Below are 12,780 nucleotides of genomic sequence, written 5' to 3' on the forward strand. Positions count from 1 at the left end.
AGATGCCCATGCTCGCTCACACCGGGCCGGACGTGCTGGTCGCCTACGAACGTTCAGGAGGATTCGCTGGAATTCACCAGAAAGTGACGGTGAACATGGCGGGAACGGCGCTCGTCAATGACGAGAGGATCGCGCTTGGCGCGGAGGAGATGCGCGGTCTGAAGGACGCGCTGAGCCGCGTCGTCACCACCGAGTCCTCGTCCGAGGGGTGCCAGGTGGCCGACCACTTCACCTACACGCTCACCTACCGCGGGCACCGGGCGACCCGGTGCTGGCTCCCCTCCGACTGGCGCGGCGCCGTCGACCGGCTGGAGGCGCTGACCGGGCGGTGAGCCCCGGAACCGCCGCCCTCAGGCGGAGGCGCGCGTGTGCAGCTCGCGCATCGTCGCTTCGAGGGCGGCGACCGGGCCGTCCACCGGGACGCCCGGCGCCACCTCCTGGACCGGGAGGGCGCTGACCGGCCCGGGCGCGGCGCCGAGCTCGGTGCGCAGGGCCACGAGCTGGCGGGACGACATGATGTAGACGATGCGGCCGAGGCCGACCCAGGCGTGCGCGGCCGAGCACATCGGGCAGTGCTCGCCGGAGGTGAACACGGTGGCGGTCGCGCGCTCGTCCGGCGCCATGTTGTTCGCCGCCCACCGCGCGACCTCGAACTCGGGGTGGCGGGTCTGGTCGCCGTCCGCGGTGCGGTTGCGGTCCTCGAACAGGACCTCGCCGGACGCCGACACGAGCACGGTCCCGAAGGGCTCGTCGGACGCCTCCAGCGCCTCCCGCGCGAGTTCCACGCAGCGGTCGAGGTGGACGCGCTCGGCGGCGGTCGGTTCGTAGGCCATGTCTGTGCTCCTTGCCCGGGACGACTCGAACGATCATAAGCGCGGAGCCGAGGTTCTCACGCGGAATCGCGTAGCACCAGGTGGGGGCGCAGAATGACGACCGGGTCGGCGACGGTTTCGCCGCGGATCCGGGAGACCAGCAGCCGGGCCATCTCCCGGCCCATCTCCTCCGGCGACTGGTGGACGGTGCTGAGCGGCGGGTCGGCCAGCGGGGCGGCGGCCGAGTCGTCGAAGCCGATCACCGCGACGTCGCCGGGGACGCTGCGCCCGCTGCGGTGCAGGACCCGCAGCGCGCCGAGCGCCATCGGGTCGTCGGCGGCGAACACCGCGTCCAGGGACGGCTCGGCGGCCAGCAGCCGCTCCGCCGCGGTGATGCCGCTGGCCTCGCCGAAGTCGCCGTACTCGACGTACTCGGGCAGCCCCGCCTCGGCGAGCGCCTCCCGGTAGCCGGCCAGCCGGTCGATGCCGACCCCCATGTCCTGGGGGCCGGCGATGGTCGCGATGCGCCGCCGGCCGCCCGCGATGAGGTGGCCGACGGCCTCGCGGGCGCCGCTGCGGTTGTCGACGTCGACGTAGCTGACCGGGTGCAGGCCGGGCGGGCGGCCGCCGAGGACGGTCGGCACCCCGTTGGCCTCCAGCTTCGCGGGCAGCGGGTCCTCGGCGTGCAGGGAGGTGAGGAGCACCCCGTCCACGTGCTGGGTGGTGAGGTAGTCCTCCAGCCGGCCGTACTCGGCGGGGGAGCGGGCGAGGGCGAGCAGGAGTTGCAGGCCGGTGTCGGCGAGGCCGTTGCTGATCCCGCGGATGATCCCGGCGAAGTACGGCTCGCCGAACAGCCGCTGGTCGGACTCGGCGACGACCAGGGCCACGGTGTCGGTGCGGCGGGTGACGAGGGTGCGGGCCGCGCGGTTCGGCACGTACCCGAGCTCCTCGATCGCCTTCAGCACCGCCTCGCGGGCCTGCGGGCTGACCCGCGGCGAGCCGTTGACCACCCGGGACACCGTGCCGCGGCCCACGCCGGCCCGCGCCGCGACCTCCTCCAGGGTCGGGCGCGTGCTCCTGCCCGTCATCTGGCCCCCTTCGTCCGTGCCGTCGCCCGGGTCAGCCCCGCTCGGGCAGCCCGCCCCGCCGGATCACTCCGGCGTACCACCGTGCGCTCTCCTTGGGCACCCGGCGCTGCGTGGCGTAATCGACGTGGACCAGCCCGAAACGCTTGGAGTAGCCCCAAGCCCATTCGAAATTATCCAGCAGCGACCATGTGAAATAGCCCCGCAGCGGCACCCCTTCGGAGATGGCGTCGTGGCACGCCCGCAGGTGCGCGTCGAGGTAGGCGATGCGGCCCGCGTCTTGGACCGTGCCATCCTCGGTGGGGACCTCGTCGTAGCCGGCGCCGTTCTCGGTGATGTAGAGCGGGACGGACGGGTACTCGCGGTGCAGCCGGGTCAGCACCTCGTGCAGGCCGCGCTCGTCGATCTCCCAGCCCATCCCGGTGACCGGGCGCCCGGCCGGCACGAACCGGACGTGGCCGCTGCCGGGCCAGGGGGAGTTCGTCGCGAACGGCGACGACGCGGTCTGCGCCGCCTCGCCGGGCGTCCCCGCGACGGTGTGCCGCGAGTAGTAGTTGATGCCCAGCTGGTCGAGCGGCTGGTTGATGACCGCCAGGTCCGCGTCGGGCGGGGTGAACCCGTAGCGGGACGTGTCGGCGAGGACGTCCTCGGGGTAGCGGCCGAGCAGCAGCGGGTCGAGGAACAGCCGGTTCTGCAGCCCGTCGATCCGGCGCGCCGCGTCGACGTCGGCCGGGTCGCCGGTCGCCGGCGACACCGCGTAGAGGTTGACGGCGGCGCCGAAGCGGTTGCCGGGGCGGCGGGCCCGCATCGCCTCGACGGCCAGGCCGTGGCCGAGCATCAGGTGGTGCGCGGCCAGCAGCGACGCCGACGGGTCGACGCGTCCGGGCGCGTGGTCGCCGGAGGCGTAGCCGAGGAACGCCGCGCACCACGGCTCGTTCACCGTCATCCACTGCGCGACGCGGTCGCCGAGCGCCGCGTGCACGTGGTCGGCGTACTCGGCGAACCGGTGCGCGGTGTCCCGGTCGGGCCAGCCGCCCTTGTCCTCCAGCGGCTGCGGGAGGTCCCAGTGGTAGAGCGTCGGCCACGGCTCGATGCCGGCCTCCAGCAGGGCGTCCACGAGCCGCCGGTAGAAGTCGAGGCCCTCGGTGTTGAAGGGCCCGGCCCCGGACGGCTGCACCCGCGGCCAGGAGATCGAGAACCGGTACGCGGTGAGCCCGAGGTCGGACATGAGGGCCACGTCCTCGGGGAACCGGTGGTAGTGGTCCACCGCGACGTCGCCGTTCTCGCCGCGCAGGACCTTGCCTGGCGTGCGGCAGAAGGTGTCCCAGATGGACGGTCCGCGCCCGCCCTCGCCCGCGGCGCCCTCGATCTGGTAGGCGGCGGTGGCCGCCCCCCAGCGGAAGCCGGTGGGGAAAGGTGCGGCGGGAGCCGCGCTGGTGTCGTCCTTGAGGGAGGTCACGCCTTCACTGCACCTTCCATGATCCCGCCGATGATCTGGCGGCCGAAAACGATGAACACCACGAGCAGCGGCAGGATCGCCACGCTGGTCCCGGCGAACATGAGCGTGTAGTCCTTGAAGTAGGCGTTCGCGAGGTTGTTGATGGACAGCTGGACCGTCGGGTTGTCCGGGCTCAGCACCGCCAGCGGCCACATGAACTCGTTCCAGGTCTGCATGAACGTGAACAGCCCGAGGACGCCCGCGGCGGGGCGCAGCGCGGGGAGCACGACCCGCCAGTAGATGCCGAACGTGGTGCACCCGTCGACGCGGGCCGCCTCGATCAGCTCGTCCGGGACGGCCTGGTCGGCGTACTGCCGCATCATGAACACCCCGAACCCGGTGACCAGGAACGGGACGATGACCGCCTGCAGGTGGTTCTGCCAGCCCAGCTTCACCATGATCATGTAGAGCGGGATGATGCCCATCTGCACCGGGATCATCATCGTGGCGATGATGGTGAGCAGCAGCCCGTTCTTGCCGCGGAAGCGCAGCTTGGCGAACGCGAACCCGGCCAGCGAGGCGAAGAACACCGTGGAGACCGTCACCGCCGCGGAGGCGATCGCGGAGTTCAGCAGGCCCTTGGCGAAGTAGGCCTCCGGGTTGTCGAACAGCCGGCCGACGTTGTCGCCGCCGTGGCCGCCCGGCAGCAGCGGGGGCGGGACGTCGGCGACCACGCTGTTCGTGCGGGTCGCCACGATGATCATCCAGTAGATCGGGAAGATCGACAGGGCCAGCGCCACGACCAGCGTGAGATAGGTGAGCGGACTGGCGTTCCACAGGCCGCGGTAGCGGCCGGGATGCGCGGCGGCGCGCCGGCCGCCGGGGTTCCGGCCACCGGGGCCGGCGAGGAGCGTGGTCACTTGGTGCCTCCCGTGCGGCGCACGGCCTGGAAGTTGATCAGGGAGAACACGATGATCATCACGAACAGCGCCCAGGCGACCGTCGCGCCGTAGCCGTAGCGGTCATGGCCGAACGCGTTGTCGTACATGTACATCGTGATCGTCTGGAACTGGTGCATCGGGCCGCCGTCCATCTTGTTCGGCGTGCCGACGCTGAACAGCACGGGCTCGGTGAACAGCTGGAGCCCGCCGATCGTCGAGATGATCACCGTGAAGATGATGGTGGGGCGCAGCATCGGCACCGTGATCTGCCAGAACTGCCGGAGCCGGGACGCGCCGTCGATCGCCGCGGCCTCGTAGAGGTCCTTCGGGATCGCCTGCATGGCGGCCAGGTAGATGAGCGCGTTGTAGCCGGTCCAGCGCCAGTCCACCATCATCGCGATGGCCGCCCAGGACCAGCCGCGGCTGCTCGACCAGTGGATCGGGTCGATGCCGACCAGCCCGATCGCCCAGTTGACCATGCCCCAGTCCTTGTCGAACATCTGGGTGAACACGATCGCGACGGCGGCGGTCGAGGTGACCAGCGGGGCGACCATCCCGATCCGGAACAGCGTCGGCAGCCGCATCCGCCGGTTCAGGGTGTTGGCGATCAGCAGGGCGATCAGCAGCTGCGGGACGGTCGAGAGGGCGAAGATCCCGAGGGTGTTGACCGTGGCGTGCCAGAAGTCGGCGTCGCTCAGCAGGTAGTCGTAGTTGTCGAGCCCGACGAACTTGCGGGTCCCCGACGCCAGCTCCCAGTCGTGCAGGGAGACCCAGAGCGTGTAGACGAGCGGGAACGCGCCGAAGATCAGGAAGACGAGGTAGAACGGCGAGATGAAGGCATAGGGGGCGCCCTTCACGTCGAGCCGGGCCAGCCGTGCGCGCCAGGTGCGGCCCGGTTCCGGCCGCGCCGCCGCGGGCGAGGCCGCCGGCGGGCCGTTCCGGCTGGGGCGCAGATCGGTGGTCACGTCGTGCGCCTCCTTTCCGAGGACGGGACGAAGCGGGGGAGGGGAACGGCGGCGGCGCCGGCGGGGAGGTACGGCCCGGCGCCGCCGCCGTGGTCGGGGGACCGCCGGCTACCTGGCGGCCTTCTTCGCCTCGTCGACGGACTTGGTCCAGGCCTGGTCGGGCTTCTGCCGGCCCTGGCCCACGGAGATCAGGACGTTCTCCACCGCGGCGCGCACGTCCTCGTTCTTCGGCCCGAGGTGCACCGGCTTCACCGCGGCCACCAGCTGCCCGAAGATCTGCCCGATCGGGGCGTCGTTGAAGTACGCGCTCTTGGCGCCCGCGACCGCCGGGTCCTGCGCGGCCTGCGGCGAGGACGGGAAGACGTTCGCGGCCTTGAACGCGCCGACCTGGCCCTCGGGGGAGGTCAGGAACTCGGCGAGCTCGGCGGCGGCCTTGGCGTGCTTGGTCTGCTTGGGCACCGCGAGCCACGAGCCGCCCCAGTAGCCGGAGCCGCCGGGCGTGGTGGCCACGTCCCACTTGCCCTTACCCGACTTGCCGGAGAACTCCTCGATGCCGCCGAGCATCCAGGACGGGCACGGCAGGGTCGCGAAGGTGTCGCGCTTGAGAGCGGTCTGCCACGGCGGCGTGAAGATCGACATGTCGGCGGTGAGCTTGCTCTGCTCGAACTTCAGTGACGTGTCGAACGCCTGCCGGACCGCCGGGTTGCTGTCGAAGACGAGGTTCTCGCTCTTGTCGAAGAAGCTGTAGCCCGGGCCGGTGCCGGCGTTCTGCAGGACGGTGGCGCGGAACACGGCGGTGGGGCCGTCCAGCCACTTGCTGCCGGGCACCTTCTCCTGGAACTTCTGCCCCGTGGACAGGAACGCGTCCCACGTCGGCCAGAGCTTGCCGACCTCGGCGCGGTCGGTGGGCAGGCCCGCCTTCTTGAACAGGTCCGTGCGGTAGCACATGGCGAGGGGGCCGACGTCGGTGCCGAGGCCGATGAGCTGCTTGCCGTCGGGGGTGACGCCCGCCTGCCACTTCCACGGCAGGAAGTTCTTCTCCAGGTCCTTGCCGCCGTAGTCGAACAGGTTGAGGAACTTGGCCTTCTGCTGCATGTAGAGCGGCAGGATGCCCTCCTCCAGCATCACGACGTCGCCCGCGCCGCTGCCGGTCGCCATCCACTGCTGGATGCGCGGCTTGTACTCGTCCAGGGTGGAGACCTTGCGCTGCTTGATCTTCACGTTGGGGTGGGACTGCTCGTACTGCTTGTAGAGCGCGTCGTAGCCCGGCTCGCCGAAGACGTCGACGGTCAGCTCGACCGGCCCGCTGTCGGAGCCTCCCTTGTCGTCGTCGCCGTCGCCGCCGCACGCGACGGCGAGGCCGCCGACGAGTACCGCCGCCATCGCCGTACTCAGTCCGCGCCGCATGATGGCCCTCATGGCGGACCCCTCTCAGGTTGTGGTGGTGCATCGGTGTGGGAGCGCTCCCACGGATGAAAGACCGTGACCCGGCTCACTGTCAATGTGCCGAAACATAACCGTTACAAGAACCTGGCTCCCGCGGCAGCCGGGTCAGGCCTGGTCCGACACCCCGTCAGGCCCGGGTCAGCCCTCCTTGACGGGGGTCAGCCGGGCCGCCGCCGGGGCCGGGGCCGTGGACCGCCGGACGACGAGTTCGGGCCGGTAGAGCAGCTCGGTGCGGGGCGCGCGGGTGCCCCGGATCTCGTCCAGGACGGTGCTCACCGCGGCCATCGACATCTCCCGCACCGACTGCCGGACCGTGGTCAGCGGGGGGTCGAGGTAGGCGGTGAGCGGCGAGTCGTCCATCCCCGTCACCGACACGTCCTCGGGGACCTGGAGGCCGCGCGACCGGGCGGCCCGGATCGCGCCGAGCGCCATGATGTCGTTGCCGCCGCAGATCGCCGTGCAGCCCGCGTCGAGCAGCTTCGCGGCCGCCGCCTGCCCGCCCTCGACCGTGTACATGGTGTTGACGACCAGCTCGTCCACCTCGTCCGGGGCGAGCCCGGTGTGCGCGGCCATCCCCCGCCGGAACCCCTCGGTCTTGCGCCGCGTCGGCACGTACACGTCCTGGCCGATCGCGAGGCCGATCCGGCGGTGGCCCATTGCGGCCAGGTGCGCGACGACCGCCTCCATCGACGCCACGTCGTCGTTGGAGACGTACGGCGCGTCGATGTCGGGGCGGTAGCCGTTGACCAGGACGATCGGCAGGGCCTGTTCGAGCAGCCGCGCGTAGCGGGCGCGGTCGGAGTTGGCGTTGGCGTGCAGGCCGTTGACGAAGATGATCCCGGCGACGCCGCGCTCCAGCAGCATCTCGATGTAGTCGTCCTCGGCGACGCCGCCCGGCGTCTGCGAGCACAGCACCGCCATGTACCCGTGCCGGGCCAGCGCGCTCTCGATGACCTCGGCGAACGCCGGGAAGATCGGGTTGGTCAGCTCGGGGATGATCAGCCCGATCAGCCCGGCCCGCTGCTGGCGCAGCCGGGCCGGGCGCTCGTATCCGAGCACGTCCAGAGCGGTCAGCACCGCCTGGCGCGTGGTCGGGGACACGCCCGGCTTGCCGTTGAGCACGCGGCTCACCGTCGCCTCGCTCACCCCGGCGTGTGCCGCGATGTCCGCCAGGCGCGTCGTCATAGGTTTCAAGTCATCCCTCCTCGACGTCCCACCACAGTGCGGTGTCCGGGGGCAGGTCGACGTCTCCGCCGTCCGCGAGGCCGTCGGTGCGGACCGGCCCGCTCGCCAGGAGCGGGGTCCCCCGCACATGGACGCGCGCGGTCGCGCCGCCCATGTTGACCGCGCACGCGAGCCGCCCGTTCCCGCCCCCGGCCGCACGCACGAAGACCAGTGTGCCGGGTGAGCTCGCAATCCAGCACAAATCCCCGTCACCGAGTGCCGGATGCCCGCGGCGGATCCGCAGCGCCTCGCGGTAGAGCGCGAGCATCGAGCCGGGGTCGCCGTCCTGCGCGGCGACGGTCAGGTCGCGCCACGCGGTGGGGATCGGGAGCCAGGACGCGCCGCCCGCGCCGAAGCCGAACGGGGGCTCCTCGCCCTCCCACGGCATCGGGACGCGGCAGCCGTCGCGGCCGGCGCCCTCGGCGCGCAGCCGCTGCGGGTCCCGCTGGAACTCCTCCGGCAGGTCCAGGACCTCCGGCAGGCCGAGCTCCTCGCCCTGGTAGACGTAGGCCGAGCCGGGCAGCGCGAGCGTCAGCAGCGCGGCCGCGCGGGCGCGCCGCAGGCCGGTCTCGCCGTCGCCGTACCGCGTGACGTGCCGTTTCACGTCGTGGTTGGACAGCACCCAGGTCGCGGGCGCGCCGACGGCCCCGGCCGTGCGCAGCGACTCCTCGATCACCGCCCGCATCCCGCCGGCCTCCCACGGCGCGGTCAGGTAGTGGAAGTTGAACGCCTGGTGCAGCTCGTCGGGACGGGTGTAGTCGGCGAGCCGCTGCGGCGTCGGCGCCCACGCCTCGGCGACGGCGATCCGCTCCCCGCCGTAGGAGTCGAGCAGGCGGCGCCACGCGCGGTGGATGTCGTGGACGGAGTCCTGGTCGAAGTAGGGCAGGACGGCCGTGCCGAGCATCTCCGTCTGGTTCGGGTGGCCCACGTCGGGCAGGCCCGGCGCCTTGGCCATGCCGTGCGCGACGTCCACGCGGAAGCCGTCCACGCCGAGGTCGAGCCAGAACCTCAGGACGTCGGCGAACTCGGCGTGGACCTCGGGGTTCTCCCAGTTGAGGTCGGGCTGCTCGGACGCGAACAGGTGCAGGTACCACTGGCCGTCCGGCACCCGCGTCCAGGCGGGGCCGCCGAACACCGACTCCCAGTCGTTGGGGGGTTCGGCGCCGTCCGGTCCCCTCCCGTCCCGGAAGACGTAGCGGTCGCGCTCGGCGGACCCGGGGGCCGCGGCGAGCGCGGCCCGGAACCAGGCGTGCCGGTCGGAGGTGTGGTTCGGCACGACGTCCACGATGATCCGCAGCCCGTGCGCGTGCGCGTCCGCGATGAGGCCGCGCGCGTCGGCGAGGGTGCCGAACAGCGGGTCGACGTCGCGGTAGTCCGCCACGTCGTAGCCGAAGTCGGCCATCGGCGAGACGTAGAACGGGGTCAGCCACAGCGCGTCCACGCCGAGGCCGGCCAGGTAGGGCAGCCGGGACCGGATGCCCGGCAGGTCGCCGACACCGTCGCCGTCGGAGTCGGCGAAGCTGCGCACGTACACCTGGTAGATGACGGCGTCGCGCCACCAGCCTCCGCCTTCGGCGCGGTCGCCGGCGGTGTGGACGAGCAGGGTGTCCTGGGTCATGAACATCCTTTTTTGTCGGGAGCTGTCGGGTGCTACTTGACGCCGCCGGCGGTGAGGCCGGCGACGATCCGGCGCTGGAAGACCAGCACCACGGCGATGAGCGGGACGGTCACGATCACCCCGGCCGCCATCTGGGTGCCGAACGGCTGGTCGAACCCGGAGACGCCGGTGAACTTGGAGATCGCGACGGTCGCGGTCTGCATCTCCTTCTTGTTGACCATGGACAGCGCGATGAGGAACTCGTTCCACGCGGCGATGAAGGTCAGGATCGCCGTGGTGAACACCCCGGGCGCCGCCAGCGGGACGATGATCTTGCGGAAGGCCTGGCCGCGGGTGCAGCCGTCCACCATCGCCGCCTGCTCCAGCTCGAACGGCAGCTGCCGGAAGAACGCGGTGAGCAGCCACACCGACAGCGGCAGCGCGAACCCGAGGCTGGGCAGCACCATCGCCTGGTAGGTGTTGATCCACTTGATGTCGGTGAAGAGCTTCAGCAGCGGGACCAGCTGCGAGATTCCCGGGAACATCGTCGTCGCGACGATCAGTCCGAGCACCGCGTTCTTGAACCGGAAGTCCAGCCGGGCCAGCGCGTACGCGGTGAACGTGCCGACCAGCAGGGTGAGCACGGTGGTGGCGCCCGCCACGATGACGCTGTTCAGCAGGGCGCGGCCGAAGCCGTTGTCGCCGGAGAACACCGCGGAGAAGTTCTCCCACGACCACCGCGCCGGGACCGGCGAGTTGTCGAACTGGTCCTGCGGCCGGCGGAACGCCGAGACCGCCATCCAGTAGAACGGCGCGAGGCAGTACACCGCCACGGCGGCGAACCCGAGGGAGGACAGCGTCCGCTTCACCACTGAGCCGGTCATGCCGCCGCCCTCCTTCCGCCGCGCGGCGTCCGGACGGCGCGCGGGCGCCTGGCCCGCCGGGCCTCGCCGATGATGTCGGCGCCGAGCAGCTTCACGAACAGGTAGGCGATGAGCGCGATGTACAGGAACAGGACGGTCGCGTATGCCGCCGCCGACCCGTACCGCAGGTTGGACGCCTCGAACCAGGCGATCATCGTCAGCGTCTCCACGGACTTCTGGTTGACGCCGATCAGCACGGCGGGCAGGTCGAACATCCGCAGCACGTCCAGCATCCGGAACAGCACGGCGACCAGCAGCGCGGGCTTGACCAGCGGCAGCGTGATGCGGAAGAACTGCTGGACCGGGCCGGCGCCGTCCACCCGGGCGGCCTCGTAGACGTCCCGGGGGATCATCTGCAGCCCGGCGAGGACGAGCAGCCCGATGAACGGGGAGGTCTTCCACACCTCGGCGATGACGACGGCCGCCTTGGCGGGGAAGCCGTCGGCGGTCCACAGGATCTCCTGGCGCAGCACCGCGTTCGCGGCGCCGTCTGCCTGGAAGATCCACCGCCACAGCAGCCCGGAGATCGCGGTCGGGATCGCCCAGGGGACGAGGATGCTCGCGCGCACCAGCGCCCGCCCGCGGAACGCCTGCTGCATGATCAGCGCCATCGCGACGCCGATCACCGTCTCCAGCACGACCGTGGTGAGGGTGAAGAACGTGGTGTTGGAGAAGGCGTTCCAGAAGGCGTCGGCGCGGTCGCCCTGGAAGATCGCGGTGTAGTTGTCGAGGCCGACGAAGCGGTCGCCCTCGACGACGAACCCGTCGGCGTCCAGTCCCTCGCCGCGCGCGTACAGCGACTCGCGGAACCCGGCGAGGACCGGGTAGCCGATCACGAGGGCGAGCACGAGCAGGGTGGGCGACAGCAGCAGCGCCGCGAGCCGCCGCGTGCCCTGCACGTCGGACTTCGCGCGTCCGCGGGGCGCGCCCGCCGCGGCGGTGCCGGCGGCGGGCGCGCTCTCGGCGGTGGTCGTCCCGCTCACTGCGCGGTCAGCGGCTGGAGCTTGCCCTGCAGGTCCGTCAGGGCCTGGTCGGCGGGCTTCTTCCCGGTCACCGCGTCGTACATCTCACCCTGGATCGCGGCGGTGACGTCGCCGTACTTGACGGCGACCGGACGGGGCCTGGCGTTGGCGATGGCCTGCTTGAGGACGGGCAGGTACGGGAACTTCTTCACCATCTCGGGGTCGTCGTACAGCGCCGCGACGGTGGGCGCCTGCGAGGTCGCGAGGAGGTTGGCGCGCTGGGCCTGCTCGCCGGTGAGGTAGCGGATGAAGTCGAGCGAGGTCGCCTTGTTCTTGGCGAACGCGGAGATCGCGAGGTTGTGGCCGCCGAGGTTGGCGACGCCGGGGCCGGTCGGGCCGGGCAGCGGCGCGACCGCGAACCTGCCCGCCACCTTCGACGAGCCGTCGTCCGAGTTCGCCAGCCCGTACTGGTACGGCCACTGCCGCTGGAAGATCAGCTTGCCGGACTGGAAGTAGCGGCGGCCGCCCTCGGTGTCGAGGGTGACGGCCTCCTTCGGCATGTGGTCCTTCTTGGCGCCGACGAGGAACTCGACGCCCTGCTTGGCCTGCGGGGTGTTCAGCGAGGGCTTGCCGTCGGGGCCGATGATGGAGCCGCCGGCGCTCTCGATCGCCTCGACGGCGCTGATCGTCATGCTCTCGGTCTTGTTGACCTCGGTGAAGAAGCAGTCGGCGTCCTTCGCCTCGGGCAGCTTCTTGACCTTGGCGCAGTCGTCCCACATCTCGGTGTAGGTCTTCGGCGGGTCGGTGATGCCGGCCTTCTCCAGCAGGTCCTTGCGGAAGTAGAGCATTCCGGCGTCGGACGTGGACGGCACGGCGTACAGCTTGTCGCGGTACTGCCCGGTGGCGATGGTCGCGGGCAGCATCCTGGACAGGTCGATCTCGTCCTTGGGCAGCGGCGCGAGCCAGCGGTTGGCGGCGAACTCGGCCGTCCACACCACGTCGAGGTTCAGCACCGAGTAGGCGTCGGACCTGGTCGTGGCGTTCTGGATCATCTGCTGCCGCTGGTCGTTCGGCTCGTCCGGCAGTTCGATGATGCGGACCTGCTCCTTCGGGTGCTCGGTGTTCCAGCCGTCGAGCTGCTTCTGCAGGTAGCCCGAGCGGTCCTTGCCGGTCACGAAGGTGATCGGACCGCGGCCCTGCAGGCTCGCCGCGCCCGCGCCGCCCTTCGAGCCGCCGTCGTCGTCGCCGCCGCAGGCGGAGAGCGACAGCGCGAGGGCGGCGCAGACCACCGTGCCGCCGATCAGGGGAGTGCGCCGCATGGTGTCCTCCTTCGCGGGACGTCCCGCGCCGGGCCGTCGTCCCGCAGGTCAAGAGTTGGGGGTGGCTG

General features: G+C 71.3%; 12 protein-coding genes. 1 reads left to right on the top strand and 11 read right to left on the bottom strand.

Features of this window, described 5'->3' with window-relative positions:
* Positions 1–8 precede the first annotated feature (8 nt).
* A complete protein-coding gene (locus AB0C87_RS13355; RefSeq protein WP_360352957.1) occupies positions 9–332 on the top strand; it encodes a hypothetical protein in 324 nt (107 codons plus the stop codon).
* 18 nt (positions 333–350) lie between these two features.
* Here the strand turns inward: AB0C87_RS13355 and AB0C87_RS13360 are convergent, their stop codons facing one another.
* The 11 genes from AB0C87_RS13360 to AB0C87_RS13410 all read right to left on the bottom strand — a co-directional run bounded on the left by AB0C87_RS13360 (position 351) and on the right by AB0C87_RS13410 (position 12,712).
* On the bottom strand, positions 351–833 hold the full coding sequence (locus tag AB0C87_RS13360) for a nucleoside deaminase (RefSeq protein ID WP_345177568.1): 483 nt from the start codon (positions 831–833) through the stop codon (positions 351–353).
* Positions 834–889: 56 nt separating this feature from the next.
* On the bottom strand, positions 890–1,900 hold the full coding sequence (locus tag AB0C87_RS13365; protein WP_345177565.1) for a LacI family DNA-binding transcriptional regulator: 1,011 nt from the start codon (positions 1,898–1,900) through the stop codon (positions 890–892).
* A 31-nt stretch (positions 1,901–1,931) separates the two neighbouring features.
* Entirely contained in the window at positions 1,932–3,356 is a 1,425-nt protein-coding gene (locus AB0C87_RS13370) for a GH1 family beta-glucosidase (protein ID WP_360577599.1), read from the bottom strand.
* Positions 3,353–4,255, bottom strand: coding sequence for a carbohydrate ABC transporter permease (locus AB0C87_RS13375; RefSeq protein ID WP_345177558.1), 903 nt, complete (start codon positions 4,253–4,255; stop codon positions 3,353–3,355). Before AB0C87_RS13375 ends, AB0C87_RS13370 begins: the two co-directional genes overlap by 4 nt.
* Complete coding sequence (locus AB0C87_RS13380) at positions 4,252–5,148, bottom strand: sugar ABC transporter permease (protein ID WP_360577846.1); 897 nt, start codon at positions 5,146–5,148, stop codon at positions 4,252–4,254. The genes AB0C87_RS13375 and AB0C87_RS13380 overlap by 4 nt, the downstream gene beginning before the upstream one ends.
* 201 nt (positions 5,149–5,349) lie before the next feature.
* Positions 5,350–6,648 carry an extracellular solute-binding protein gene (locus AB0C87_RS13385; protein ID WP_345177556.1) on the bottom strand — a complete coding sequence of 433 codons (1,299 nt, stop codon included), beginning with the start codon at positions 6,646–6,648 and terminating at the stop codon, positions 5,350–5,352.
* Between the two features lie 177 nt (positions 6,649–6,825).
* The gene (locus AB0C87_RS13390; RefSeq protein WP_345177553.1) at positions 6,826–7,872 is read right to left on the bottom strand and encodes a LacI family DNA-binding transcriptional regulator; all 1,047 of its coding nucleotides are present in this window, start codon (positions 7,870–7,872) and stop codon (positions 6,826–6,828) included.
* A gap of 10 nt (positions 7,873–7,882) precedes the next feature.
* A complete protein-coding gene (locus tag AB0C87_RS13395) occupies positions 7,883–9,529 on the bottom strand; it encodes a glycoside hydrolase family 13 protein (RefSeq protein WP_360577601.1) in 1,647 nt (548 codons plus the stop codon).
* 32 nt (positions 9,530–9,561) lie between these two features.
* The gene (locus tag AB0C87_RS13400; RefSeq protein WP_345177546.1) at positions 9,562–10,392 is read right to left on the bottom strand and encodes a carbohydrate ABC transporter permease; all 831 of its coding nucleotides are present in this window, start codon (positions 10,390–10,392) and stop codon (positions 9,562–9,564) included.
* Positions 10,389–11,414, bottom strand: coding sequence for a sugar ABC transporter permease (locus tag AB0C87_RS13405; RefSeq protein ID WP_360577603.1), 1,026 nt, complete (start codon positions 11,412–11,414; stop codon positions 10,389–10,391). The genes AB0C87_RS13400 and AB0C87_RS13405 overlap by 4 nt, the downstream gene beginning before the upstream one ends.
* Positions 11,411–12,712 carry an ABC transporter substrate-binding protein gene (locus AB0C87_RS13410; RefSeq protein ID WP_360577605.1) on the bottom strand — a complete coding sequence of 434 codons (1,302 nt, stop codon included), beginning with the start codon at positions 12,710–12,712 and terminating at the stop codon, positions 11,411–11,413. Before AB0C87_RS13410 ends, AB0C87_RS13405 begins: the two co-directional genes overlap by 4 nt.
* Positions 12,713–12,780: the final 68 nt, after the last annotated feature.

Origin of the sequence: Actinomadura sp. NPDC048021 (assembly GCF_040653135.1) — a bacterium.
In the GTDB taxonomy this organism is placed as follows: domain Bacteria; phylum Actinomycetota; class Actinomycetes; order Streptosporangiales; family Streptosporangiaceae; genus Spirillospora; species Spirillospora verrucosospora.

What these genes read in the sequence shown, in the direction of transcription:
- AB0C87_RS13355 (WP_360352957.1), top strand. Translation starts at nt 9, where the DNA reads ATGCTCGCTCACACCGGGCCGGACGTGCTGGTCGCCTACGAACGTTCA.
- AB0C87_RS13360 (WP_345177568.1), bottom strand. Translation starts at nt 833, where the DNA reads ATGGCCTACGAACCGACCGCCGCCGAGCGCGTCCACCTCGACCGCTGC.
- AB0C87_RS13365 (WP_345177565.1), bottom strand. Translation starts at nt 1,900, where the DNA reads ATGACGGGCAGGAGCACGCGCCCGACCCTGGAGGAGGTCGCGGCGCGG.
- AB0C87_RS13385 (WP_345177556.1), bottom strand. Translation starts at nt 6,648, where the DNA reads ATGCGGCGCGGACTGAGTACGGCGATGGCGGCGGTACTCGTCGGCGGC.
- AB0C87_RS13390 (WP_345177553.1), bottom strand. Translation starts at nt 7,872, where the DNA reads ATGACGACGCGCCTGGCGGACATCGCGGCACACGCCGGGGTGAGCGAG.
- AB0C87_RS13395 (WP_360577601.1), bottom strand. Translation starts at nt 9,529, where the DNA reads ATGACCCAGGACACCCTGCTCGTCCACACCGCCGGCGACCGCGCCGAA.
- AB0C87_RS13400 (WP_345177546.1), bottom strand. Translation starts at nt 10,392, where the DNA reads ATGACCGGCTCAGTGGTGAAGCGGACGCTGTCCTCCCTCGGGTTCGCC.
- AB0C87_RS13410 (WP_360577605.1), bottom strand. Translation starts at nt 12,712, where the DNA reads ATGCGGCGCACTCCCCTGATCGGCGGCACGGTGGTCTGCGCCGCCCTC.